This is a genomic window from Pseudomonas sp. TE3-3-F2023 (assembly GCF_036784815.1).
Taxonomy (GTDB): domain Bacteria; phylum Pseudomonadota; class Gammaproteobacteria; order Pseudomonadales; family Pseudomonadaceae; genus Aquipseudomonas; species Aquipseudomonas pudica.
The window spans coordinates 3,955,457-3,977,812 of the sequence record NZ_CP145113.1 but is presented as its reverse complement, the minus strand read 5'-3'; the positions used below and the strand labels follow the sequence as shown (position 1 = coordinate 3,977,812).

Here is a 22,356-nt window from a genome sequence, read left to right as displayed (position 1 = left end):
AAATGCACCGCGGTGGGTTATCCCACGTGAATGCTTTGAGGCCCTCGCTTCGATTCCTCTGGCAAGGCCGTGACCTTGATCGCGCGTACCGGTACGGCGAACTTGGCACCAACCTTCGAGAAGCGCTCGAGCAGGTGGAAATTGATCGCTTGCTGGATGTCCATGTACAGGTTGTAGCCGGGGTCCTTGACGATGTACACGCACTCGAATTCCAGCGCTTCCTTGCCGAAGCCGCGCAGGTGGGCACGGTCGAAGCGCACCTGCTGCTGTGCCTTGATCGCTTCCTCGACGATAGCGGGTGCTTTCTTCACGGCCTCGGTTGGCGTGTCGTAGGACAGGCCGAACTCGAACACGATTCGTCGTTCCTGCAGGCGCTTGTAGTTCTGGATGGTGCTGCTGATCATGCTGGCGTTGGCCATGACGATCTGCTCGCCGCCCAGGCTGCGGATGCGTGTGGTCTTCAGCCCCACGTGTTCCACCGTGCCGGCCAGGGGGCCGATGACGATGAAGTCGCCCACCTCGAACGGCTTGTCCACGGCGATGGATAGCGAGGCGAACAGGTCGCCGAGGATGTTCTGCACGGCCAGTGCAACAGCGATACCGCCTACCCCCAGACTGGCGACGAAGGCGGTGATGTTCACGCCCAGGTTGGAGAGCATCGCCAGCAGCACCACTGACCACAACAATACGCGCGCGCCCCATGCCGACAGCGTGGCCAGCGCGCTGCCCTGGTTCAACCCGTCGGTGCGATGCCGGGCGAAGTAGCGACTCAGGCCAAGGCCGATGGCGCGGTTGGCCCATAGCCCTATCTGCAATGCCGCGACCACGAACCACAGGCTACCAACCCGGGTCAGCCAGCGCTCGGGCAGGTCGAGCATGCTCAGGCCCACCAGCAGCGAGGCAAGGAACAGCAGAAAGTTGCTGGTTCCGGCAAGCACCTTGGCCAGTACGTGGCTGAGCGCGCCGTCGTGCTCGGACCAGCGCCTGACCCGATGCAGCATGAAACTGATGGCCGCCCGCGCCACGAGGAATGTCAGCACGGCTACCGTCAGCGCCAGCAACAGGTTGAGAACGGAAACTCCAAACAGTGTGGTATCGGTGAACAAGGCGATGATGCGATCACTCATGAGACATTTGCCTCCTTGCGTGGGACCGGGTGACTGGGGGAGCGGCATTGCCGGTGAAGCAGGCAATGCCGCTGGATCGGTGAGCCTCAGCCGTCGGACTGCTCCTCTGGCGGCACCTGGCCTTCGGGCCAGTCGGGTGCTTCCTGCTCCTGCTCCTGTTCAGGCACGGGCTCGCCTGGGTTGTGTGGTACGTCGTCCACGTAAGGGTCGGGGTGGTTGGGTTCGATCATGGTCTGGTTCCTCGCTGTCGGGCTATCAGGCATGTGTTCAGGCGTTCAGCCGGATTCCACTGCGGTGTTTTTCTTCCAGCCCCGCAGGTTCATGGCGCACAGGCAACCCTGCAGGATGATCAGCGCCCAGGCCTGCGCCTGCCACCCCCACACGGCCCACAGTACATTGCTGCCAATGAAGCAGCAGAAGCCCAGCTTGCGCCGGCCTGGGCGCCGTGAGCCGATGCACCAGGCGGCAAGTACCGTCAGGGCCATGGCGGGCCATTCAAGAAAGTCGATCCAGGCCTCCATCACGCGGCACGCTGTTCGCCTTTGAGCAGTTTCTTCTGCGCCTCCATGGCCTGGCCGAGCTCATCCAGCTGCTGCTTGCCCAGCAGCTTGCGGGCAGTCGGGAACAGCTCGCTTTCTTCTTCCTCGATATGGTGTTCCAGCAGCTCCTTCATCACCTTGACCCGCCCGGCAAACTCGACGGTGCCGGTCTCGGTTTGCAGCAGGTCCGGCAGCACCAGCGAATCTACGGTGCGGTGCTCTTCCTTGGCTTCGTAATACATCTTCGCTTCTTCCTTGCCGCCGGCCTGCTTGATGGCCGGATACAGGATTTCTTCTTCCAGAGCGGTGTGGATTGTCACTTCCTGCTTGATGCGTTCAAGCAACTCGGCGCGTTTCTTCACCGCGCGCTCGGTGGTGGAGGAGAGTTCCTCCAGCAGCTTCTTCACCAGCTCATGGTCCTGGATCAACAATTCGATAGCGTTCATGCAACACCTCTTCGGGGTTGGAAAAATCACGATTGCCTTCGATGGAGTAGGGGGCGGGCGCCAAGGTTCAAAGCGGATGATCAACGTACCGGTGTGTGGGAGGCCAGCCGCACGAGGTCCCGCGCAGGTTGCACCGGCCGGGCAGGGTCATTCCTGCGCAATGATCGAGATCTTGCCGTTGCGCTCGACGATGGCGAACTTGATCTGCTCGACGCTTTCGATTCCCTGGCTGTCCCGAGCCGATTCGAGAATGTCGTCCTCGGTCAGCCGCGCCCGCCGCATTCGGTGGTGGAGAAAGCGACCTCGATCCACGACCAGTGTCGCGTGGCCATCGACCAGCCGGGCCAGGCGCCTGGAATTGAGCTTGGCCAGCGACAGGCCGACATCCAGGACGATCAGCGTGGCGATCACCAGCATGGCGTTGGTGAACGAGAAGTCCTCGCCGAGCAATGCCTGCTGGGTTGCTTCGCCGATGATCAGCAGCAGGACGAAGTCGAAGGTGGTGAGGTCTGCCAGCGAGCGCCTGCCAGCCACGCGAAACAGCAGCATCAGCGCGATGTACATGCCTGTCGCACGAAGAATGGAGTCCATGGCGCGCTCCTACGGGTAGAGGAAGGTCGAGAAGTGCACTGTGCTGTCCGGGCCCGCGCTGACAACACCGTCGAGAGTACCGACGTATTCGCTGCGCAGGGTCAGGTAGAGGGTTGCGATGCCCTCTTTGCTGGTGCCGAGCTGGAGCAGCAGCGACCTGCCATGGGAACGCGACACTTGCGGCTCTGGCTGCAGCGTTTCGATACTGGCTTCGCGAAGGAGGGTCCCCCCGAGCAGCAGCATCACAGGCTCCCCGGCAGTACCGCGAACCGTAATGCGCAGGTTGTCGGTGGTGCCTGTGCGGCTGAGGCGCTGATACTCCACATGCACCCGGCCGTCCTCGCTCGTGACCTGCGCGTCACTGAGCGGACCATTGCCGAACACCCCGGCCAGGGCCAGCAGCACGACCAGCACCAGGGCATACCATCCCACCCGTTCGAAACGCCAGACCCGCTGCTGCATCCGCATGTCTTCCTCGACGGGGTGGCGCCTTGAAACCAACTCCTCTTCGTCCATGCCCGTAGCCCCCTCAGGTAACCCCTCAGGCGCGCTCACCACGCAGCCAGCGTTGGTGGTAATGCGCCAGGTGCGACAACCCGTAGAGCGCGCCCTGGCGGATTACCTCCGCGCGTTCGCCGAAAAAGCGCTGGCTACGCGTGAACACCGCCAAGGGCTCGCCGGCGAACGCCCAGGCAAAGCACACGGTGCCTGGGGCGATGGCATCCTGCGGCTCCGGCCCGGCGACACCCGTGCTTGCAATGGCAACGGTGGCATCGCTGTCTTTCAATGCGCCGAGCGCCATCTCCCAGGCTACCGCCTCACTGGTCAGGCCGTAGCGTTCGATAGTTTGTGGGCTGACGCCGAGCAGGCGCTTTTTGGCACTTGGCGAGTACACCACGTAGCCGCTTTCCAGTACCTCGCCGGTTCCCGGCACTGCTGCCAGCAGCGCAACCATGGCACCGGCAGTGCAGGACTCTGCCGTGGTCAGCACCAGTTTGTGGACCTTGAGGTAATCAAGGGCCTCGAGTACGGGGTCGGTCGCCATGGCGGTCACTCGTGCGTTGTTTTGTGGTGGACGTGTTTCCTGCGGGATTGGTTCATTGCGTGTGTACCACCCATCAACGGCGGGTAAAGCTTCCTGAACTTTGTTCCGCTTGCTGGCTTCCTCTTGGTAGGAGGTGGTGGCGCGGACCACGCGCTGCTGCTGGAACAAGCAGAGGAGAAGCGATCATGACCGAGCCTGTGACGTATTTCTGGATCGCTGTGGCGGCGATCATTGTGTTGCTCGATCTGTGGGCCATCGTCAGTGTTTTCCGCAGTGACAAGAGCGATGTGACGAAAGCGATGTGGGCACTGTTGCTGTTGGCGCTGCCCATTGTCGGCCTGGCTATCTGGGGCGTGCTTGGGCCGCGTGGAATCAAACGCGGTACCGGGCCGTCTTCGCCTGAACACAGCAAGGGGTAGGAGGGGGAGATGAAGAAAGAATCGGATGCACCTCGCAGCGGAACCCAAGGTGAAGAGGAACGGGACAATGATGCGCAGCGTCCTGATGGGTCAACCGGCACGTCCCATGATTCCACTGCACAGAAAGCAGCTCGTGATGAAACGCAACGCAAGCGTTGAGCGGGCCGGCTTTAAGAAATGAATTCGCAAGCGGTCCGCGTATCCTGTGGGAGCGGCTTTAGCCGCGAACAATCCAACGCGGTGCATGTCACCGGCTGCGCGGTGTTCGCGGCTAAAGCCGCTCCCACAGGGTCCCTGCTAACTCAATGAGTTATGGGCCGTTCCAGGAGAGCGGGTAACCCCGGGTGCAGCGCCGATCATCGCTGTATCCCACCGAATGTATGGTCAGGCCCCAATGTACCGGCGGCAGCGCCCGGCACGAGGATGACCTTGCGGCAGTCGTCCTGCTTCTGGTCGAACAACTTGTAACCCAGGGCCGCTTCTTCCAGGGCCAGGCGGTGGGTGACGATAAGTTCCGGTTGCAGGCGCCCGGCCTCGATATGTTCGAGCAGTTCGGGAAGGAATTTCTGCACATGGGTCTGGCCCATCTTGAACGTCAGCCCCTTGTCGAAGGCATCGCCAAACATGAAGGCGTGGATAAAACCCGCATAGACCCCAGGCACGCTGACCACGCCGCCCCTGCGCACCGCGGCGATGCTCTGGCGCAGCGCCTTGCCGCTGCTGCCCTCGATCTTCAGTGTGGTCAATACTGTTTCGGTGGTACTGCCCTTGGCCTCGAAACCGACCGCATCGATAACTGCGTCCACACCGCGCATGCCTGGGGTCAGGCGGATGATGCTGTCGGCCGGGTCATCATCCTGCTCGAAGTTGATCGGCACCACGCCGTAGGCGTCGCGAGCGAACGCCAGGCGGTAGTCATTGTCGTCGACCATGAAGATCGTCTGGGCGCCCAGCATGCGCGCGCAGGCTGCGCTCAGCAGGCCGACCGGCCCGGCGCCATAGATGGCCACAGTCGAGCCTGGGCCGACCTGCGCATTGGTAACGGCCTGCCAGGCCGTGGGCAGGATATCCGAGAGGAACAGAACCTTGTCGTCCGGCAGGGCGGTAGGCACCTTGAACGGGCCGACGTTGGCCTTGGGCACCCGCACGAAATCCGCCTGGCCGCCGGGCACGCCGCCATAAAGATGGCTATAGCCGAACAGTGCGGCGCCGGGTGGGATGCTTTTCTTGTTGATGATTGCACCGCGGCCGGTGTTGGTGGTTTCGCAAGCGGCGAACTGGTCGAGTTGGCAGAAGAAGCAGCTGCCGCAGGCGATCACGAAGGGAATTACCACGCGGTCACCGACCTGCAGGTTGGTCACCCCGCGGCCGGTCTCTTCGACGATGCCCATGAACTCGTGGCCGAAGATATCGCCCGGCTCTGTCTGTGGAATCTTGCCATGATAGAGGTGCAGGTCGGAGCCGCAGATGGCGGTAGCGGTGACCCGAAGGATGATGTCGTCTTCGTCCTGGATGAGCGGGTCGGGGACATTGTCGACCCTGACGTCCTGGGTGCCGTGGTATGTCAGTGCTCTCATTGGTTCATCTCCTGCAGAGGCGGGTCCGGATGGTCTATGCAGGGGAAGCCAAGGAGACAGGGAAAGTTCAGGTGGAATCGTCCAGTGGCAAGTTTCAGTGTTACTGCCCCCAGCCAACGTCACCAAGTCGTTGGGCAGACATGGCATCAGCTGAAACCAGCCCATCCATAGTCATTCGACCTGGTGACGGGGCAGGGTGTGCAACCGGGCTGTATCTGGGCTAGGCATCATGCGTGTTCTGCTGTAGCCACTCCCTTGGGCTTGCGCCCACCTTGCGGCGAAAGGTACGGGCCAATGCAGACGGACTTTCGTAGCCGACTTCATCGGCAATCAGGGCGATGGGGCGGCCTTCGCGCAACCGTTTCTGTGTCAGGCTGATTCGCCAGTTCGTCAGATAATCCGCTGGGGTGACACCCACGGTTTGACGAAAGTGCGCAGCAAAGCTCGCGCGCGACATGCCTGAGCGCTCAGCCAACTCCCCCACTGACCAATTACGCTGTGGCTCGCTGTGGATACCCACCAGTGCACGGGATAGCTGTGCATTGGCCAACCCGGCCATCATCCCCGAGGCGATACTGCGGCTGGCGATGAGATGGCGAAGTAGCTGAATCACCAACAGCTCGAACAATCGATTCAGGATGATGTCCCGGCCACATTCGTCGCCGAAGGCTTCTTCGAATAGCCAGTCGAGGGTGCCATCGAGGCCCTGCAATTCGCGCAACGGCTTGATGATGAAATCCGGCAAGGCCAGGGTCAGCGGATTGTTGGCGCCACCATCGAACTGCAAGGTGGCGCACACCAACTCCGCTTCGTCTGCTTCGATCGCCAGCAACTGATGCTCCTGCGGACGTACCGCCAGTATCAGGCTTGGCTCCGCCAGTTCCATGAGCTGGCCACGTTTGTCACTGAAGGTCAGGCGACCCGAGCGAAGCAGGTGCGCGTGGCCGGAACTTTGCTGCCCATGAAAGCGGGTCGTTCCACAAAAACCACCTTGGTGGAAGGTGGACGCATGCAGGTTGAAGTGCTTGAGCAGTGTCGATAGTCGGTCCATGGGGCGCTCAGGTTTGGACGATCGGTTGCATAGATTCGACGATCTGAAGCCGAAAGGATAGTCGTCTTCCCTAGTATTGACTTCAGGCTTGATCGACAAGCTGGTAATCACCCTACTGGAGAAACTGCCATGACTCGTATCGCTGCTCTCTCGCTTGACCAGGCCCCTGCTGGCTCGCGCACTGCTCTCGAAGGCATTCAGAAAGGCCTTGGTTTCATACCCAACGCCTTCAAGACCCTGGCTCACTCCCCAGCCGCTCTCAATGGATACCTTGGCCTCGCCCAGGCCCTGGGCAAGAGCTCACTGAGCGCCGCAGAGCGTGAAGTGGTTGCGCTTGCCACCTCGGAAATCAACGGTTGCGACTATTGCCTGGCTGCACACAGTTTCTTTGGCGCCAAAGCCGGCTTGAGCGATGAGGACATTAGCCAGGCGCGTAGTGGCACGCTCAGCGCGGTCGCAGCGTTGGCGCATCAGATCACCGAAAGCCGCGGCCAGTTGAAAGACGATCAGGTCGCTGCAGCACGCGAGGCTGGTCTTACCGATGGCAAGATCGTGGAGATCGTGGCACAGGTCACGCTGTTGACCCTGACCAACTACCTGAACAATATCGCCACTACCGATATCGACTTCCCGCCGTCGGCAAACTAGTAGGGGAACCGCAATGAGCCAAGTGACAAGCTGAACCACCCGGCACTGCCCTTCAAGGACAAGGATGTTCTGCCCATCCAGAGTTCACCGGCCCGTGGCGCAGCCTGACATGCGGATCTTCCTGGCGATTGCCCGCAGTGGCTCGTTGGGAAGAGCCGCCAAGGAGCTGCGTTCGATTCAAAACGGCCAGCCCTCTGAGTTACAAGCTCGTCAAGGAGTGGGTCTGAGTCTGCGCCAGCTGGCACTCCCTGCCACTATTCCACACGCGATCAACGCCACGCCTGCTGCACACAGGAATCCATAGGATTGACCCCCTGGTACGAACTCCATGAACGAAGAGAGGAACTGCCCGCCGAAGATTGCTACAGAAAGCCAGGCCAGATGGCGTCCCCGCTGGGCAGCATGACTCAGCTCGATGGTCATGTGGTTGAGCAATGGCACGGTGAGCCCAAATCCTAGGCCAAGGCAAAGTCCGCCCTCGATCATCAACGTCAGGCCATCTGCGGTCACAAACGCCAGGTGCGCCAGCGCGTAAAAAGCAAAACCACAAAACAGTGTTCCGTGTTCGCCTATCTTGCGGGCCGCAATGGGCATGATGGCCGCTGCCCCCACCGCAACCAGTGACACATAAGACAGAAAATACCCGACTTGGGCTTCATTGAGACCAATGTGATGCTGCCGCAGTGGCAGCATGATGATGGCGGTGAAGAATACGATCATGGACAGCGTGGCTAACGCATACACAAGCCTCAGAGCAGCCGAGGGAAAGCGGGTGATCTCGCCTGCCTCCGTCGAGTGCCTGGTTACGGAAGGCTGAGGTACGCATATCAGCACCAGCGCAACCAGCCCCCACGCGCACAGGTACAGCGCGAATGGCCATTGCCATCCAACGTTTGCCAGAAGACCGGCAGCAAAGAGAAAGATCACGCCGCCCAGCTCGATCGACATGCCTTGCCTGGCAATCATGTTCAACCTGGCATTACCTTCGTAGAACTCCGAGATCAGCCCGGTTCCGGCGGCCATGATCATGGCCGTCGACCCTCCCAGAAGGAGTCGGTCTACAAATATCACTGGGCCGTGAAGCAGAAAACCAACGATGCCTAATAGCCCATAGACGAACAGGCCAAAGCACAAGCTCTTGTACAGCCCGATTCGGTCGATGAGTTTGCCCACCATTGGCCCAAAGACGATGACCCCCAGCGACGGTACGGTAACCAGCCAACTGGCAGCGTTACCGACGCCCAGTTTGTGAGCAATGGTGCGCAGTCCCGGTACGATGACGCACCCGACCATGATGGTCAGCGACGCAACTGCCAGTAGTACGAGAGATCCTGATCGAGAAAGTGGTGGATTCATAGGGTTGACCGACTAATGGAACACTTATCCGAATAACGGAACAAAGCATGTTGGGTTATCCTGTCGATGTCAACGAGAGGAGCGACGAATGGCAAAGGGGGATGAAGTGACATCTGAAACAGAGGGTGCTGGAAAGCAGGTCATCGCGCGTGCCGCTGCGGTGTTGAAAACGCTGGAAAATCAGCGCGATGGATTGAGCCTGAGCCAGGTTGCCAAGGCGTCCGGGTTGCCGCGCACGACAGTGCATCGCATCGTGACGGCGCTGGAGGCTCAGCAGATGGTGATTACCGGAGGCTCGGGAATTCGCCTGGGGCCCGCACTTGTTCGGCTTGCGGCGTCTGCCCACACAGATCTGGTGGCGATTGCCCGGCCTTATGTCGAGAGCCTCGGGCGGCGTACCCGTGAGACTGTCGATGTATCCGTTTACAAAGGGCTTCATGCCATTTCGGTGGATCAATATCCCTCGGATCAGGAACTGCGCGTTGTTTCCCCGGTGGGGACAGCTTTTCCCATCCATTGCACCGCGCACGGCAAAGCGTTGCTGAGCACGTTCTCGGAAGCGCTCTTGACTCAGATGCTGACGGCACCCCTTGAACGTCGCACAGGCTCGACCATCGTCTCTCTCAATACTCTGATTGAGGAAGTGAGTGTCGTCAGAGAGCAAGGGTGGGCCATTGATCAGGAAGAGCACGCTCAAGGTGTTTGCGGTATCGGCGTGAATATCCGCAGTGGGTTATCGGAGCACTACGCGATCTCGTTGGCAGTCCCGGCACTACGCTTCCACGACAATCTGGAAGCGCTGAAGGCGGCGTTACTTCAATGCAAGGCAGAAGTTGAAGCAGTGATTGGAGTGTGAACATCCCATGATGGGCCCGTTGAGAGCAGCCGCCTGCGGTCGCTCGCTTATGACCTATTGCGGCCCTTCGCGAATGGCAGCCATGGGCATGAGCAGTCGGTCATTTCAAGGGCCGACGTGGCAAATCAAGCTTATTTCTCGCTACCCCTTGCCCTTTGCTTATCTTCGATGGGTTTCGAAATGGGCTGATCGAACGGGGGGCGATCCAATAGGCAGTCTATGAACGCACCCAGGGCGGCTGGCCGGTGTTGCCTGTTCGGGTAATAGAGGAACAGCCCTGGACGCGAAATCGACCAGTCAGCAAGGACTGGGATCAGCCGCCCCTGGGCCAAGAGTTCACCCACGCCTTCTTTCTCGAAATGATAGGCAATGCCGAGCCCATCTAGAGCGGCAGCAATGCCGATGTCAGGGTGATTGGTGACGATGGGGCCGTCAACCGCCACTTCCAGCGGTTGCCCTCGTTCCTGGAATTCCCAGCGATAGGGCCGACCGTCCATCTGCAGCCGCCAGTTGATGCATTCATGATCCTGCAACTCAGCAGGTGACTGGGGGATGCCTCTACGTGCGAGATAATCTGGAGATGCCACAGCGACCATGTTCAGGTCTGGAGTGAGGCGGACGGCCACCATGTCTTTCTCAAGCCGGCCACCCACACGGATGCCCGCATCAAAACGGCCAAGAACGATATCGGCCAATGCGTCGTCGACCACGATGTCGAGCACCACGTCCGGGTATGCCTGATGGAAGCGTGCCAACCGGGGCGCAATGAGGGTTCTCGCGGCGATCCCCAGCGTATTGATACGCAGTGTGCCGCTTATCTGCCCTGTGGCATCACTGGCTTCGGCGACGGCAGAAGCCATCTCTCGAAACAAGGGGGCGATACGCCTGTAGAGCCGCTCGCCACTCGTGGATGGCGCGACGCTGCGGGTCGTGCGATTGAGTAGCCGTGCGCCAATTCGACGTTCTAGCTGTCGAATGGTCTGGCTGAGTGCAGACGGTGACAAGCCCAGATGATCGGCGGCCCGCGCGAAGCTCTGACGCTCCACGACGGCCACAAAGGCTTTTAGCTCAGCAAATTCGGATCCGCGCATTATGGCTTACTTTCTACACAGTCCATCAAGATTCTAGAGCATTCAATTAATTTTGTCCGGTACGCATCCTAAGGCTGTCACTGACCCCATGGAGCCACCAACATGCATACCCTGACCCTACCTGAACCAATTGCTGCGTACTTCGCTGCCGAACACAACGTTGAGGCCTTGCCACATTGCTTTACCGCGCAAGCCGTCATGAGGGACGACGGTCACATCTACACGGGTATCAACGCCATCAAGGCCTTCATGGCCGAGGCATCGGTCAAGTACAGCGCGACGAGTGTGCCCTTTGCCATTGAGCGAGAGGACGGATTCGAAGTCGTCCGCGCCAACGTTACCGGCAACTTCCCTGGCAGCCCGATCGTTCTGTCCTACCGCTTTCGTCTTGAACGCGGCCTGATCGCATCGCTGGAGATCACGGCATGAGCTTCGACCTTCACCTCGATGGTCTGCGCACAGTCGTCACCGGCGGCACGATGGGCCTTGGCGCTGCAGTCGTGCAGACTCTGTGGAGGCCAGCGCGCGGGTAGCATCGGCGCGCAACGTGTCAGTTCGATCTGTGGATGGCGTCACCTGTATCGGTGCCGATCTGACGACGGCGCAAGGCGTGGCTCACGTCGCGCAGACTGTGCTCCATCGCTGGGGGGGCGATATCGTGATTAATCCTCTTCCTCGCGTCCCCCCGTGCAGCCTCGATCTCAGGATCCGAGCACCGTATCGACGGCGGTACCATCTCAACGCTGTAGTCGAAGCCGCAATCAACTGGACGCCGGCAAGCGCTCACGGCTTGCCGCTTCCCCACTATCGATGCAGGCACTCGCGGTCAACCCGCTGCATGGGGTAGTGGCGTCAATCCACTCTCTTTGATTGCTGCGTCGGCTTCTGGTGATGCGAGATAGTCGAGGAGCGCCTTGGCTGCGGCATGATGCTGGCTCTTGCTGACAACCGCGCCTGAATACATGGTCATTTTCTGCACTTCAGCTGGGATCAGACCAACTATGTCGATGCCTTTCACTGGCTTGAGCTCGCTTAGCTGTTGGAAGCCGATCTGCGCTTGGCCTCGAGCGATCACTGCGCCGACGGGCTCGCCAGGTATCATGTGAGCCTTGGCGTCGAATTGGTCACCGAGCTGCATGCGAGGGAACAGAGTCCTGGAGAGATAAACGCCGCTTGCACTGTCTGAGTAGGCGACAGAGCTACTGTTTTGCAACACTGTGCGCAAGGCTTGCAGGGTGCCAATGTCCGGCTTCGGTTCGCCTTTGCGTACGGCCATGGCGATGAAAGATTTTCCTAGATCTGTTCGGCTGGTCTTGTCGGCTTGACCGCTGGCAACCAAGTTGTTGAGCGCCGAACCTACCATCAATACGACATCCGCCTGCTCACCGCGGGCGAGCCTGTTCGGGACGGCCTCAGGGGTCCCCCCCATCGACGGGGCGGCCAGGATATCCAGCTTCACGCCATATTTCTTTTCATAAACTGGCGCCACGTTCCGGATAGCGCCCATGATGCCGCCGGAACTCAGAACGGTAAGGGTTTGCTCGCCTCCTTGTGCAACGTCAGCAGCCGAGCAGACGAATGAAGTGGTCAAGAGGGCAGCGCAAAACAGCATTCGAAGCATTGGGGGCTTTCTCCACCTGTAAAAGCGCGAGATTTTACCGGGCGAGTAGCAAGCTCGAGATTAATCATTGGTTAAGAATGTTTTACATTTAGGTTCGCAAGTGGCACGTGCTGAGTTGCCTCGGTGGGGGGAGCAGTCTTGCGCCGCTATCGTTCAATTGCCGATCCATTCGTATCGTCAGTTGCCCTGTATCTGCACAATAAAGATTCAGCGATATCTGAAATTGAGGACAACATAGCAGATCATGGTTGCTGTTAGGCCGTACAATATGTAATCGACTCGGGGCAGGAATATGACCAGTCCAGATAGGGATAGCACGATCAAGGTGTTCTGTATTATGTACTTCCTTATTTTGGATACGGCTATGAAATAGCCATACTGCTTGCCCAGGAAGAATAAGGCCATGCCGATGAATGACATGATCCGGAAATCAACTATCGCAATGTCTTTCAGGATCGCATGCCTGATCAGGTTTGCCAGGAGTGCCAACCCTATAAACAGAAAAAGGTGCGAGTAGATCAGCGAATGCCCGCTTATGCTGCTATCATTTTCTTTCAGCAGGTAAAAACTATCAAAATAGATCCACCAGATACTACAAATCATGATAAATCCGATGATTGCTGTCGTCACGTTGTAATGATCCCATTGAATGCTGGATAATCCTCCTGAAAGGCTGAATACGGACTCGCCCAATAAAATGAGTGTGAGTAAGCCTAATCGTTCAGTCAAGTGCTCTGTATGTGCTGGCAACGGCTTTATTGTTCCCCAGGAAAATACAGGGAACAGAATGTCGAGAAAAATTCCAATGTAAGCGACCAGGTAACGCATGGGGGGATCAAAAAGAATGGATGAAAGGCTAACAGTTGCGCTGACTAATAGTGCCAAGCCAAGCCTGGAGGAGGATTCGCTACGGGAGTCGAGTTTGCTTATGGGCAAGATGTACATCATGCTGATGATGGCGCGCATTCCAAAATAGCAAGTAATAACAAGCGGGTAGTTTGTTTTCAGGTCTTCCCCGATTCGTGCGGAAAGTACAATGAGCAGCAGCATTATGAATAGTGTTGCCAAGCGGTGAAGATTGCTGTCTGTGTCATACCTGTTGGAGTAAATCGTGTGGCTGGACCAGATCCACCATAATGGAACAAAAAGCAGTAAGAAAGTCCATAATTGCTCGTGTTCAAAGTGGCCTTGATGAACATGTTCGAGCGTATGCGTAACCTTGCCGATTGCAACAACAAAAATCAGGTCAAAAAACAACTCCAGCCATGTCGCGTGTCGGTTTTTTTCATAATACTTCAAAGGTTTCATTCGCTGCTCGCTCCGTGTGCACCTTTTCATGGGATAGGTGGGTTGTTGGGGCGTGCTCATGGAGAAACGACGTGCCTGGGGATACTCCATCCACCATCAAGGATTAAAAAAGGCAATGCTGTCTCTCTCAAGCTGTGGCTGAGTTGTTTTGGGAGTGAGACGTTCACGTTCCGCATCAGGGAACACAAGGAGATCCGCCGTGTATTCGCGGAATTGGATTGAGGCCCGGCTGGCAAGGAAACGGTTGGATTCGCTCCGACTCCCGATGATTATAGTCGATATTGGCGCTTACCCTGGCCGCTGAACGAATTTTCGGTACAAGCGACGCATCGCGCGCTTATCTTGCTGCCCCGTTTTCTCATGACGGCGAAAATAATTGGGCGCTACCCTTCATTACCGCCACGCTGGATCGAGGTGGCAAATTGACGAATATCGTATTGGGCGTGCTGGAAAGCATGGCGCATGATGATGCAGTCCTTACAAAAGGAGACACGTCATGGTCAAAGTAGCGTTGTTCGTTCGTCTGGAAGCAAAACCCGGGAAAGAGAAGGCGGTAGAAAGCTTTCTCCTGGGCGGCCTTACCTTGGTTGAGGAGGAGCCAGCCACAACGGCTTGGTTCGCTATCCGCCTGGGGCCGTCCACCTTTGGCATCTTTGACGCCTTCCCGGATGAAGCCGGCCGGCAGGCTCATCTTTCGGGCAAGGTCGCAGCGGCGCTTGTGGCAAAGGCTGCCGAGCTGCTTGCCGAACCGCCTGCAATCGAGACGGTAGACGTCCTTGCTGCCAAGCTGCCTGGCTAACCCCTCTTTCTGCGAACAATGGCTATGGGGCGAAAGCAGCCGGTAGCCATTGACGACACTCGATCCATCATGGTCAGTGGTTGCAGTTCTTTTGGGTCAAATCACCTTCACCGCGCGGCCAATGAACTTCACCGGCCCCGTGGGCAGGCCGGTAGGCGAACCTCCGGATTTCTCCAATGTCAGCTCGAACAACTGGTTGGCCTCGAGCGGTGGCAGGCTCTGTAGCGGAACACGATAGGGCTCTCCGGGTTTGACCAGGCCCAGTGAAACCGGTGCTTGCCACTTTTCGCCCTTGGTCCAGAACTGAAGAGCCATGCCTTCGGGAACAGTATCCTGGCCAAGCGGAATCAGCTCGATCATGCGGCTGTCGCTGGTCTGCACCACCCAGCCGGCGGTCTGGTTAGTCGGCGCCACCAATACCACAACGAATTGGGTGGTGGGCGGGGGGGCAGTAAGCAATGTAAACGCCAGGACCGCGCTTGCAGCCAGCCCCGCAGCACTCAGCCCTTGCCACGGGCCGAGGCGTCGCCACCATTTGACTCGCCGTTGTGCGGTGGGTGCGCCCAGTTCATTCAGGCTGCGCTGGATACGGCCCCACAGGCGGGCACTCGGTGGCTGCGGCGCAGCCAGCGCGGTCAGCTCCAGCAAACGTGCCTCCCAGGCATCCACTGCGGCGCGCAAAGCCGGATCACTGCCCAGGCGCTTGGTCACTGTGGCGTGTTGCTGTGTAGACAGGGTTCCCAGCACAAACTCGCCGGCGAGGCTGTCCAATTCCTCGGCAATGCCCGGCTTCATTCCAGGCACTCCCGCAATGCCTTCAGGCTGCGCTTGATCCAGGCTTTGACGGTGCCCAATGGCGCCCCAAGCAGCCCGGCGATTTCGGCATGGCTGCAGCCGTCCACGTAGGCGTGCAGGATGCAACGCTGCGGTGCAGGCTGCAGTTTTTCGAGGCAACGGTAGATCTTCGCCGACCCTGACCAGGGGGCGATTTCATCGAATCCCCCGTGCAATGCGGGCGTCGTATCCATATCGGCTTCGTCCAGTACAGTTTCACGGCGCGAATCGCGGATCGAATTCAGTGCCAGGTGGCGGGTGATGCTGTAGATCCAGCCGCGAGCCGAGCCGCGCGTCGGATCGAAGCTGGCGGCGCGGGTCCAGATGCGGATAAACGCATCGTGGACGATGTCTTCTGCGCTAGCGTCGTCACGCGTGATACGCCTGGCAACCCCTAGCAGGCGTGCGCCTTCGTGGTCGTAAAGCGCCTGTAGAGCGCGCCGGTCGCCCTGTGCGCAGGCCTCCAGGCAGCGGTGGAAATCGAAGGGGGCGACAGGCGAGTTCAACGTGTGCAACTTCCTTGGGTCATGCAAGTTACCCCAGCTATTCAGCCGGGGGCTTGCCAACGAGCGTAGATGAACGATTGCAAGGTGTCTGCTCAAGTACGCCTTACTTGGCTGTCCAGAAAACATAGTCGGCCTGGTACTGAACGACCTGCTTGGTACCTTTGTTCTGCGCCGTGCAGCCGCTTGTCGGCGCCACACCGCCGCGGGTGGCCAGGCGCTGGATATAGCTGACTCCCTGCATCGCGCCTTTGCCTTCGGCCGGGTTGGCCTTGATCAGTTGATAGGGTATGGCGTCCTTGTCTGCAGGTGCCACCGCCAGCTGGGTGCCGGTGATCTTCGATCCGTCCTTGGCCTGCCAGGTGGCGGGTGGGCCGAAGTAGTCGCCGACCTGTTTGCCTGCACGGTCATTGAGCACGGCCTTTGGGCCGACGAAGGTCCATTCGGTCTGGCCGGGTGTGTTGGCCTTGTCGCGGCACTCGTAGGTGATCTCGCCGATGCCGACGGTCTCGAGCAAGACGCGATGGCCGTCGGGGACCTTGACCGCATCTGGGAGTGCGGATTGGGCGTGAGCGGGTGGCAGCGCCAAGGTTAGGCAGCCGGCGAGCAGGCAAGCGGAGGGTTTGAGGCTCATGGATAGTGCTCCTGACAGGTCATTTGGCTGGGCAGTCACAGGCCGCCCATAAGCAATACCCGCCAGCCGCCGGACTGGATGCACTGAATGGACAAAAAAATGGTTTCGCCCATAAGGACCGGCAGCTAACGACCCATAGCTGCCCTTCGTGGAGGACAGCTAACGGCCACAAGCTGCCGGTCGAGTCCGGGCCCTTACGACCAGAAGCAGCCGTTCGGATGTGTCTACGAAACTAGGGCCGATTCAATTCCCGCCCTGGCCCAGAACGTTTCTGCAGACTCACTGAGGGTTGCTTTTGGCCGGGTCAAATGAATTTCCAGGGGAATGTCCCAGCTTTCATCGAGGGCCCGGATCAAACGCCCGTCCAGTATCTCCTGCTCCGTAAGGCTCTTGGGTAACCACGCCACGCCCTTGCTTTCCAAGGCCATGGACATCAACACCGCTGCAAGGTGGCTGGTGAACAGGGGCTTGAGTTGAAGGTAATCTTCTTTGCCCCGCAGTCTGTGCGCGACGATACGGCCCAGTCCGGATTCATGAGTGTAGGCGAGGTAAGGTAATGCCGCAGGAGAAGTACCGAAGTCAGCGCGGGCACTGGCAAGCGGAACAAGAGTGTCTTCGCCTACCTTCTTGCTGGTGAACTGTTCGGGTGCCAAGAGCGGCGGTACGTCGGGGTGGCGGTGGCATAGCAAAAACTGAACCTGGCCATGAATCAGCATTTGCTCACAAGCGGCCATGCTATCTGAGTGCAGTTGAACTGCTTCGATTGGCGCACCACTTTCGGAACTCCGGAGCCACTTCGGGAAGAATGTAAACGAGAGGGAGTGTGTCGCTGCGAATTGTAGTGACCTGGCCGCTACCCCTGCGACCTCTTGAGCTTCGCTGCGTAGTCGGTACAAGGATCGGGCCGCTTCCTGGGCACTGGGCAAGATGTGCCTGCCAGCCTCGGTGAGCGTGGCTCCATGTGGTGAGCGCACGAACAGCTCAACTCCCATCCAATTCTCGAGAGAGCGGACTCTGCGGCTGAAGGCCGGCTGGGTTACGTGTCGCGCTTCGGCAGCCCGCACGAAGCTTCCGTACTCCGCCAGCGCTGAAAGATCTTCTAGCCAAACAAGTTCCAAGGGCCATGCCTCCTGTGCATAGGGTCCGGCATTAATAGCATTGGGCGAGCGCTACCTCAACGCATAACGTGGGGTCACATACAACAAGAGGAACCCGTCATGCGCATCGTCGACATCCGTGAAAAAACCGTTTCCATTGCCTCTCCAATTGCCAACGCCTATATCGATTTTTCCAAGATGACCTGCTCGGTTGTCGCTGTGGTCACGGATGTGATTCGCGACGGTAAGCCGGTCATTGGCTATGGCTTCAACTCCAACGGTCGCTATGGCCAAGGCGCATTAATGCGTGACCGTTTCTTGGCACGTATCACTGAAGCAGACCCAGAGACTCTCATCGACCACGAAAACAACAACTTGGACCCGTTCGCCATCTGGAAAACCCTGATGACCAACGAGAAACCAGGAGGTCACGGTGAGCGCTCCGTCGCCGTGGGTACTATCGATATGGCGGTCTGGGATGCCGTAGCAAAAATCGAAGGTAAACCGCTGTACCGCTTGCTCGCTGACCGTTACCGCAACGGCGTTGCCGATGACAAAGTCTGGGTGTACGCAGCCGGCGGCTACTACTACCCTGGCAAAGACCAATCCAAGCTCAAAGCCGAGATGCAGAGCTATCTCAACCGCGGCTACGATGTCGTGAAAATGAAGATCGGCGCGGTCCCACTGGACGAAGACATCCGCCGTATCGAAGCAGTGCTTGAGGTGGTTGGCGACGGCCGCCGCCTGGCCGTCGATGCCAATGGGCGCTTCGATCTGCAGACCGGCATCGCTTACGCCGAAGCCATCAAGAAATACAACCTGTTCTGGTACGAAGAGATCGGTGATCCGCTCGACTATGCGCTGCAGGCTGAGCTGGCAAATCATTATGAACTGCCTATGGCCACTGGCGAAAATCTGTTCTCTCATCAGGACGCCCGCAACCTGCTGCGCCACGGCGGCATGCGACCAGATCGTGACTATCTGCAGTTCGACTGCGCGCTGTCTTACGGCCTTGTCGAATACATGCGTACCCTCAAGGTGATGGAAGAAATGGGTTGGTCTTCCCGCCGCGTTGTACCCCACGGTGGCCACCAGATGTCGCTCAACATTGCCGCAGGCCTGCACCTCGGTGGTAACGAGTCGTACCCGGATGTGTTCCAGCCGTTCGGCGGCTTCGCGGACGGCATCAAGGTTGAAAACGGCTACGTCGGTCTGCCCGACATCCCAGGTGTGGGCTTTGAAGCCAAATCCGCCTTGTACGCAGTGATGCGTGAGCTGGGCGAGGGCTGATCATCCTCGGTGTGCGGTCTCTGAAGAAGAGCCCTCAGTACCAGGCGGCGCGCAGCGCCGCCAAACCACATGCCCATCACAAGAATAAAATGAGGTGCTTTCGTGGAAATTTCCAAATCCCGCTGGTACAGCCAGCTGTATGTTCAAGTGCTGATCGGCATCGTGATCGGCGCGGCAATCGGTTACTTCTTACCCGACATCGGCGCCAAGCTCCAACCCTTCGCCGATGGCTTCATCAAACTGATCAAGATGCTCTTGGCACCGATCATCTTTGGTACTGTCGTTGTTGGTATCGCAAAGATGGGCAGCATCAAAGAGGTTGGTCGAATTGGCGTTAAGGCACTTATCTACTTCGAGATACTGTCGACCATTGCCTTGGTCGTTGGCCTCATTGTGGTCAACATCGTTAAACCCGGCGACGGTATGAACATCAATGCCAACGCCCTCGATGGCAGTGCCATCAGCAAATACAGCCAAGCCGCGAGCGAACAAGGCGGCACGATCGAATTCTTCCTCAATATCATCCCGCATACTTTCGTCGGCGCTTTCTCCAACGGCGTAATGCTGCAGGTGATCCTGCTTTCTGTCTTGATGGGCGTCGCCCTGGTGCAGATGGGTGAAGCCAGCAAGCCGCTGATCAATACCGTCGACTTGTTCCTTCAAGGCCTGTTCAAAATCGTCGCAATGGTCATGCGCCTCGCTCCGATTGGCGCCGGTGCCGGCATGGCATTCACCATTGGCAAATACGGTATCGGCACGTTGCTGTCACTCGGCCAATTGCTGGTCGCACTGTATATCACCACTCTGATATTCATCATGGTCGTGCTCGGTGCCGTGGCCAGATGGTCCGGAATGCCGCTGATGCAGTTCCTCCGTTACTTCAAAGATGAAATTCTCATCACCCTCGGCACATGCTCAACCGAAGCCGTGCTTCCGAGAATGATGGTGAAACTGGAGAAGCTTGGCTGCAAGAAGTCTGTGGTCGGCATGGTGCTGCCTACGGGCTACACCTTCAACGCGGACGGCACCTGCATCTACCTCACAATGGCTGCTATATTCATTGCTCAAGCGACCAATACGCCGCTGACATTCATGGATCAAATGATTCTGCTGGCCGTATTCCTGCTGACCTCCAAAGGCTCGGCTGGCGTTGCGGGTGCGGGGTTCGTAACGCTGGCTGCAACGCTTACAACTATCCATTCCATTCCGCTGGTGGGTCTTGTGCTGCTTCTGGGCATCGATCGATTCCTCAATGAAGCGCGGGCGGTGACCAACCTGATCGGTAATGGCATCGGCACCATAGCGATTGCCAAATGGGACAACTCGTTTGATGTCGATGCTTGTGAACGAGAAATCGCAGCCATGAAACAGGAAAAGGCGGCAAGAAAGGCCTTGCTGGCGCATAAGTGACTCGCCGTCACTTCCGATCATCGCGCTTGAAGGTCGGCGATGATCGGTCGTGATCTGGTTTCTTTAGCCTCGCAAAGCGTGCTCTGCATCAGCTGAATGTATTTAATGGAGCCGAATATGATCGAGCGATCCCATCATGAATTGCGCAAGGCGTTTGGTGATCTGGTTCAAGGACATGTCTGTAAATTTGCTGCTTCTGTATTCGATCCCATCTCTGTGCGTATGGCATCCGACCTCGGTTTCGAGGTGGGCATACAGGGAGGCTCTGTCGCCTCGCTTCAAGTGCTTGGGGCACCGGACATTGCACTCCTGACGCTTGATGAATACGTCGAGCAGGTCACCAGAGTTGGACGTGCGAGCCAAATACCTGTAATCGCAGACGCCGACCATGGGTATGGAAATGCGCTGAATGTTATGCGAACAGTCAGTGAGTTGCAGAAAGCCGGCGTTGCCGCGTTAACATTGGAGGACACTCATCTGCCGGCCAAATACGAAGAACAATCGCCGGTGCTGATCGCAGAGGACGAGGCAGCAGCCAAGATCTACGCTGCTCGATTTTCCCGCTCGGATGATAGTCTCAGCATCATCGCCAGAACGAACGTAGCCGCAACCACTCTGGAAGATTCTATCTCTCGTACTGCGGCCTACGAGAAAGCGGGTGCAGATGTTATCTGCTTGGTTGGGGTCAAAGACTTCCATCACCTGGCAGCACTCACGGAACACCTCACCACGCCGATCATGCTTATCAACTACGATAATCCCGCGCTCAGCGATGTTAAGAAACTTAGCGCTGCCAATGTGCGCATCGTGGTCAATGGGCATGCCCCTTATTTTTCTGCGATCAAGTCGATCTACCAAACACTGCGTGAGCAAAGCGGTTCACAGGGTTGCGAACTCTCCCTCCCTGAACTGATTTCGAAATACACACGCGTTGAGAGATATCGAGAGTGGACAAAGACGTATCTGAAGGTGGGGCACGACTCACCACGTTGAGAAACCCAACAAAGATTCTTTGGCACGCTGCCCGCTTAGCTCGGCCATTGATGAAACCACCACATAGCTGCCTGCCGCTTGCCGAGCCCTCTAAGTGGGCATGCAAGCCGTCGTTTCTGGAGCGACAAGTGTAATTCTCTACAACAGGTTGTAACAGAAGCTGCGCAGGCCGCGACCCAATTCCAGCCGCTAGCTCTGGACGATGAAGGTCCGCTAAGGGTCGAAAGCTGCCCTTCGGCGCGGAGTGCAAACCGTCATCAGGGGTTGTGGCGTGTCTGCTAAAGCCAGGTAATTCATTACCCTGAATAAATCCTCTAGTTACCCACTAGTGATTGAAGATCACCCTTCACTTCGATACCGCAGCGAATGAAGATGAAGCCATCCTGCGGTGCTTTCTGAAAGATGGATGGGTCCCCCCCAAGTTGGTCAGTGAGAAGAATCGCTTCTTTGATAACAGTTGATACGAGGTCGTGGATGCCGTCGGCAGTAGTCCGATAGATAGGAACAGATACACCGATCGCTCCGATGGCCCGCAGTCCGTGATCAAAGACTGGAGCGGCTACCGTCGCCAGATCCGGATCATTATCAGCGAAGGTGATGATGACACCGGCAGAGCCAGGCTCAGCGGTATCTTCAAAGCGGGTTAGTACCCTGCCAAACGCACCCCTTGGAAGAGGTACCCGGTCACCAACTTGTGTTTGGGCCCGGACGCGATGCTGTGAGTCTATCCGGAAAAGGCAAACACGATGATCAGCTTCCCGCCGGTAGAACGCGGCACTTTCCCCACTCTGACGTGCGAGTCGCTCCAGACTGGGCAGAACGTACTCCTCAAGGCTCAACGCTGAATTGTATACGTGCGCTAGACCGACTACTGCGCTACCGAGTCGATAGCCGCCTGAAGCGAGACGATCAACGAATCGCGCCTGCTCGAGCGTGGCAAGCAGGCGCATGGCTGTCATCTTGTTCAGCTCCGCACGGCGGGCGATTTCTGAAAGCGTGACGGCTTTATCGTCACTTTTGAATGCTTGGAGTATCGAGAGGGCGCGGGCCACAGCTCGAATCGTGTCTTCGCTCATGGGTGGTCTGCAGCAATGGAGTGGCCGCGTAGTATGAGACCACTC

The 22,356-nt window shown here is 58.1% G+C and carries 27 protein-coding genes; 9 read left to right on the top strand and 18 right to left on the bottom strand.

Annotated elements, in window-relative coordinates; translation table 11 throughout:
• Window positions 1-17 precede the first annotated feature (17 nt).
• The 7 genes from V3314_RS17975 to V3314_RS17945 form a co-directional block, all read right to left on the bottom strand.
• Window positions 18-1,127: a mechanosensitive ion channel family protein gene (locus V3314_RS17975; protein WP_046613848.1), complete on the bottom strand. Its 1,110-nt coding sequence runs from the start codon at window positions 1,125-1,127 to the stop codon at window positions 18-20.
• Window positions 1,128-1,213: 86 nt separating this feature from the next.
• A complete protein-coding gene (locus V3314_RS17970) occupies window positions 1,214-1,357 on the bottom strand; it encodes a hypothetical protein (RefSeq protein ID WP_153671047.1) in 144 nt (47 codons plus the stop codon).
• Between the two features lie 45 nt (window positions 1,358-1,402).
• Window positions 1,403-1,648, bottom strand: coding sequence for a hypothetical protein (locus V3314_RS17965; RefSeq protein WP_046613847.1), 246 nt, complete (start codon window positions 1,646-1,648; stop codon window positions 1,403-1,405).
• Entirely contained in the window at window positions 1,648-2,112 is a 465-nt protein-coding gene (locus V3314_RS17960; protein WP_046613846.1) for a hemerythrin domain-containing protein, read from the bottom strand. Before V3314_RS17960 ends, V3314_RS17965 begins: the two co-directional genes overlap by 1 nt.
• Window positions 2,113-2,259: 147 nt before the next feature.
• Window positions 2,260-2,703, bottom strand: a complete 444-nt coding sequence (locus V3314_RS17955) for a YetF domain-containing protein (RefSeq protein ID WP_046613845.1) — start codon at window positions 2,701-2,703, stop codon at window positions 2,260-2,262.
• 9 nt (window positions 2,704-2,712) lie between these two features.
• Window positions 2,713-3,219 (bottom strand): hypothetical protein, encoded by a 507-nt coding sequence (locus V3314_RS17950; protein WP_046613844.1) that lies wholly within the window; start codon window positions 3,217-3,219, stop codon window positions 2,713-2,715.
• Between the two features lie 25 nt (window positions 3,220-3,244).
• Complete coding sequence (locus V3314_RS17945; protein ID WP_046613843.1) at window positions 3,245-3,748, bottom strand: CinA family protein; 504 nt, start codon at window positions 3,746-3,748, stop codon at window positions 3,245-3,247.
• 185 nt (window positions 3,749-3,933) lie between these two features.
• Between V3314_RS17945 and V3314_RS17940 the strand changes: the two genes are divergently transcribed.
• Both V3314_RS17940 and V3314_RS17935 read left to right on the top strand, forming a co-directional pair.
• Entirely contained in the window at window positions 3,934-4,167 is a 234-nt protein-coding gene (locus V3314_RS17940) for a PLDc N-terminal domain-containing protein (protein ID WP_004376302.1), read from the top strand.
• Window positions 4,168-4,176: 9 nt separating this feature from the next.
• Entirely contained in the window at window positions 4,177-4,326 is a 150-nt protein-coding gene (locus V3314_RS17935; protein WP_173015104.1) for a hypothetical protein, read from the top strand.
• A gap of 197 nt (window positions 4,327-4,523) precedes the next feature.
• Here V3314_RS17935 and V3314_RS17930 read toward each other — a convergent pair whose 3' ends face one another.
• Window positions 4,524-5,744, bottom strand: a complete 1,221-nt coding sequence (locus V3314_RS17930) for a zinc-dependent alcohol dehydrogenase (protein WP_046613842.1) — start codon at window positions 5,742-5,744, stop codon at window positions 4,524-4,526.
• A gap of 220 nt (window positions 5,745-5,964) precedes the next feature.
• Window positions 5,965-6,795 (bottom strand): AraC family transcriptional regulator, encoded by an 831-nt coding sequence (locus V3314_RS17925; protein ID WP_046613841.1) that lies wholly within the window; start codon window positions 6,793-6,795, stop codon window positions 5,965-5,967.
• Between the two features lie 129 nt (window positions 6,796-6,924).
• Between V3314_RS17925 and V3314_RS17920 the strand changes: the two genes are divergently transcribed.
• The gene (locus tag V3314_RS17920; RefSeq protein ID WP_046613840.1) at window positions 6,925-7,443 is read left to right on the top strand and encodes a peroxidase-related enzyme; all 519 of its coding nucleotides are present in this window, start codon (window positions 6,925-6,927) and stop codon (window positions 7,441-7,443) included.
• A 210-nt stretch (window positions 7,444-7,653) separates the two neighbouring features.
• On the opposite strand, the gene V3314_RS17915 is transcribed toward V3314_RS17920, so the two are convergent.
• Complete coding sequence (locus V3314_RS17915; protein WP_046614085.1) at window positions 7,654-8,799, bottom strand: MFS transporter; 1,146 nt, start codon at window positions 8,797-8,799, stop codon at window positions 7,654-7,656.
• A gap of 88 nt (window positions 8,800-8,887) precedes the next feature.
• On the opposite strand from V3314_RS17915, the gene V3314_RS17910 reads away from it, so the two are divergent.
• Window positions 8,888-9,655, top strand: a complete 768-nt coding sequence (locus V3314_RS17910; protein ID WP_046613839.1) for an IclR family transcriptional regulator — start codon at window positions 8,888-8,890, stop codon at window positions 9,653-9,655.
• Between the two features lie 131 nt (window positions 9,656-9,786).
• Here the strand turns inward: V3314_RS17910 and V3314_RS17905 are convergent, their stop codons facing one another.
• Window positions 9,787-10,746 carry a LysR family transcriptional regulator gene (locus V3314_RS17905; RefSeq protein WP_338459418.1) on the bottom strand — a complete coding sequence of 320 codons (960 nt, stop codon included), beginning with the start codon at window positions 10,744-10,746 and terminating at the stop codon, window positions 9,787-9,789.
• Between the two features lie 102 nt (window positions 10,747-10,848).
• Between V3314_RS17905 and V3314_RS17900 the strand changes: the two genes are divergently transcribed.
• Window positions 10,849-11,175 carry a nuclear transport factor 2 family protein gene (locus tag V3314_RS17900; RefSeq protein ID WP_046613837.1) on the top strand — a complete coding sequence of 109 codons (327 nt, stop codon included), beginning with the start codon at window positions 10,849-10,851 and terminating at the stop codon, window positions 11,173-11,175.
• 397 nt (window positions 11,176-11,572) lie between these two features.
• Here V3314_RS17900 and V3314_RS17895 read toward each other — a convergent pair whose 3' ends face one another.
• Complete coding sequence (locus V3314_RS17895; RefSeq protein ID WP_046613836.1) at window positions 11,573-12,367, bottom strand: substrate-binding domain-containing protein; 795 nt, start codon at window positions 12,365-12,367, stop codon at window positions 11,573-11,575.
• 207 nt (window positions 12,368-12,574) lie between these two features.
• The gene (locus V3314_RS17890; RefSeq protein WP_338459417.1) at window positions 12,575-13,675 is read right to left on the bottom strand and encodes a low temperature requirement protein A; all 1,101 of its coding nucleotides are present in this window, start codon (window positions 13,673-13,675) and stop codon (window positions 12,575-12,577) included.
• Window positions 13,676-14,171: 496 nt separating this feature from the next.
• On the opposite strand from V3314_RS17890, the gene V3314_RS17885 reads away from it, so the two are divergent.
• A complete protein-coding gene (locus V3314_RS17885; RefSeq protein ID WP_046613834.1) occupies window positions 14,172-14,474 on the top strand; it encodes a hypothetical protein in 303 nt (100 codons plus the stop codon).
• A 96-nt stretch (window positions 14,475-14,570) separates the two neighbouring features.
• Here V3314_RS17885 and V3314_RS17880 read toward each other — a convergent pair whose 3' ends face one another.
• The 4 genes from V3314_RS17880 to V3314_RS17865 form a co-directional block, all read right to left on the bottom strand.
• Window positions 14,571-15,269, bottom strand: a complete 699-nt coding sequence (locus V3314_RS17880) for an anti-sigma factor (protein WP_338459414.1) — start codon at window positions 15,267-15,269, stop codon at window positions 14,571-14,573.
• Window positions 15,266-15,814 carry a sigma-70 family RNA polymerase sigma factor gene (locus tag V3314_RS17875; RefSeq protein ID WP_046613832.1) on the bottom strand — a complete coding sequence of 183 codons (549 nt, stop codon included), beginning with the start codon at window positions 15,812-15,814 and terminating at the stop codon, window positions 15,266-15,268. The genes V3314_RS17880 and V3314_RS17875 overlap by 4 nt, the downstream gene beginning before the upstream one ends.
• 103 nt (window positions 15,815-15,917) lie before the next feature.
• Window positions 15,918-16,445 (bottom strand): DUF3455 domain-containing protein, encoded by a 528-nt coding sequence (locus V3314_RS17870; protein WP_338459413.1) that lies wholly within the window; start codon window positions 16,443-16,445, stop codon window positions 15,918-15,920.
• A gap of 224 nt (window positions 16,446-16,669) precedes the next feature.
• Complete coding sequence (locus V3314_RS17865) at window positions 16,670-17,563, bottom strand: LysR substrate-binding domain-containing protein (RefSeq protein WP_135002345.1); 894 nt, start codon at window positions 17,561-17,563, stop codon at window positions 16,670-16,672.
• A gap of 99 nt (window positions 17,564-17,662) precedes the next feature.
• Here V3314_RS17865 and V3314_RS17860 point away from each other — a divergent pair, with 99 nt between their 5' ends.
• The 3 genes from V3314_RS17860 to V3314_RS17850 all read left to right on the top strand — a co-directional run bounded on the left by V3314_RS17860 (window position 17,663) and on the right by V3314_RS17850 (window position 21,235).
• Window positions 17,663-18,832: a mandelate racemase/muconate lactonizing enzyme family protein gene (locus tag V3314_RS17860; RefSeq protein WP_338459412.1), complete on the top strand. Its 1,170-nt coding sequence runs from the start codon at window positions 17,663-17,665 to the stop codon at window positions 18,830-18,832.
• Window positions 18,833-18,934: 102 nt separating this feature from the next.
• A complete protein-coding gene (dctA, locus tag V3314_RS17855; RefSeq protein ID WP_135002343.1) occupies window positions 18,935-20,242 on the top strand; it encodes a C4-dicarboxylate transporter DctA in 1,308 nt (435 codons plus the stop codon).
• Window positions 20,243-20,359: 117 nt separating this feature from the next.
• Window positions 20,360-21,235 (top strand): isocitrate lyase/phosphoenolpyruvate mutase family protein, encoded by an 876-nt coding sequence (locus V3314_RS17850; RefSeq protein WP_338459410.1) that lies wholly within the window; start codon window positions 20,360-20,362, stop codon window positions 21,233-21,235.
• A 314-nt stretch (window positions 21,236-21,549) separates the two neighbouring features.
• Here V3314_RS17850 and V3314_RS17845 read toward each other — a convergent pair whose 3' ends face one another.
• A complete protein-coding gene (locus V3314_RS17845; RefSeq protein WP_338459409.1) occupies window positions 21,550-22,311 on the bottom strand; it encodes an IclR family transcriptional regulator in 762 nt (253 codons plus the stop codon).
• Window positions 22,312-22,356: the final 45 nt, after the last annotated feature.

Bases quoted from the DNA above. Each gene is read 5' to 3' on its own strand.
- V3314_RS17975 (WP_046613848.1), bottom strand. From the start codon at position 1,127: ATGAGTGATCGCATCATCGCCTTGTTCACCGATACCACACTGTTTGGA.
- V3314_RS17970 (WP_153671047.1), bottom strand. From the start codon at position 1,357: ATGATCGAACCCAACCACCCCGACCCTTACGTGGACGACGTACCACAC.
- V3314_RS17965 (WP_046613847.1), bottom strand. From the start codon at position 1,648: ATGGAGGCCTGGATCGACTTTCTTGAATGGCCCGCCATGGCCCTGACG.
- V3314_RS17960 (WP_046613846.1), bottom strand. From the start codon at position 2,112: ATGAACGCTATCGAATTGTTGATCCAGGACCATGAGCTGGTGAAGAAG.
- V3314_RS17955 (WP_046613845.1), bottom strand. From the start codon at position 2,703: ATGGACTCCATTCTTCGTGCGACAGGCATGTACATCGCGCTGATGCTG.
- V3314_RS17950 (WP_046613844.1), bottom strand. From the start codon at position 3,219: ATGGACGAAGAGGAGTTGGTTTCAAGGCGCCACCCCGTCGAGGAAGAC.
- V3314_RS17945 (WP_046613843.1), bottom strand. From the start codon at position 3,748: ATGGCGACCGACCCCGTACTCGAGGCCCTTGATTACCTCAAGGTCCAC.
- V3314_RS17940 (WP_004376302.1), top strand. From the start codon at position 3,934: ATGACCGAGCCTGTGACGTATTTCTGGATCGCTGTGGCGGCGATCATT.
- V3314_RS17935 (WP_173015104.1), top strand. From the start codon at position 4,177: ATGAAGAAAGAATCGGATGCACCTCGCAGCGGAACCCAAGGTGAAGAG.
- V3314_RS17930 (WP_046613842.1), bottom strand. From the start codon at position 5,744: ATGAGAGCACTGACATACCACGGCACCCAGGACGTCAGGGTCGACAAT.
- V3314_RS17925 (WP_046613841.1), bottom strand. From the start codon at position 6,795: ATGGACCGACTATCGACACTGCTCAAGCACTTCAACCTGCATGCGTCC.
- V3314_RS17920 (WP_046613840.1), top strand. From the start codon at position 6,925: ATGACTCGTATCGCTGCTCTCTCGCTTGACCAGGCCCCTGCTGGCTCG.
- V3314_RS17915 (WP_046614085.1), bottom strand. From the start codon at position 8,799: ATGAATCCACCACTTTCTCGATCAGGATCTCTCGTACTACTGGCAGTT.
- V3314_RS17910 (WP_046613839.1), top strand. From the start codon at position 8,888: ATGGCAAAGGGGGATGAAGTGACATCTGAAACAGAGGGTGCTGGAAAG.
- V3314_RS17905 (WP_338459418.1), bottom strand. From the start codon at position 10,746: ATGCGCGGATCCGAATTTGCTGAGCTAAAAGCCTTTGTGGCCGTCGTG.
- V3314_RS17900 (WP_046613837.1), top strand. From the start codon at position 10,849: ATGCATACCCTGACCCTACCTGAACCAATTGCTGCGTACTTCGCTGCC.
- V3314_RS17895 (WP_046613836.1), bottom strand. From the start codon at position 12,367: ATGCTTCGAATGCTGTTTTGCGCTGCCCTCTTGACCACTTCATTCGTC.
- V3314_RS17890 (WP_338459417.1), bottom strand. From the start codon at position 13,675: ATGAAACCTTTGAAGTATTATGAAAAAAACCGACACGCGACATGGCTG.
- V3314_RS17885 (WP_046613834.1), top strand. From the start codon at position 14,172: ATGGTCAAAGTAGCGTTGTTCGTTCGTCTGGAAGCAAAACCCGGGAAA.
- V3314_RS17880 (WP_338459414.1), bottom strand. From the start codon at position 15,269: ATGAAGCCGGGCATTGCCGAGGAATTGGACAGCCTCGCCGGCGAGTTT.
- V3314_RS17870 (WP_338459413.1), bottom strand. From the start codon at position 16,445: ATGAGCCTCAAACCCTCCGCTTGCCTGCTCGCCGGCTGCCTAACCTTG.
- V3314_RS17860 (WP_338459412.1), top strand. From the start codon at position 17,663: ATGCGCATCGTCGACATCCGTGAAAAAACCGTTTCCATTGCCTCTCCA.
- V3314_RS17850 (WP_338459410.1), top strand. From the start codon at position 20,360: ATGATCGAGCGATCCCATCATGAATTGCGCAAGGCGTTTGGTGATCTG.
- V3314_RS17845 (WP_338459409.1), bottom strand. From the start codon at position 22,311: ATGAGCGAAGACACGATTCGAGCTGTGGCCCGCGCCCTCTCGATACTC.